The 209-nt window shown below is 55.5% G+C and carries 1 protein-coding gene; it reads right to left on the reverse strand.

The annotated features are described in order from the left end of the window. On the reverse strand, positions 1-209 hold a 209-nt coding region (locus EXE42_RS20455; protein ID WP_241988432.1), incomplete at both ends, for an NAD(P)-dependent oxidoreductase.

Here is a 209-nt window from a genome sequence, read left to right on the forward strand (position 1 = left end):
CGGTGCGATCCCCATAGATTGAGGAGGTCGTTGCGTACACAACAGTATCACAGCCGTCCTGACGTGCTTGCTCGACCGTGTTCACAAATCCCTCAACGTTGACGCGAGCGCCCTGTGCGGGATCCTCCTCATGCATTTTGTAGGATGAGAGGGCAGCAAGATGGAACACAACGTCAACGTCAGTCGGGAGATCGTCGTCGATGACAGAG

This window comes from Halorubrum sp. SP3, assembly GCF_005435195.1.
GTDB classification, from domain to species: domain Archaea; phylum Halobacteriota; class Halobacteria; order Halobacteriales; family Haloferacaceae; genus Halorubrum; species Halorubrum sodomense.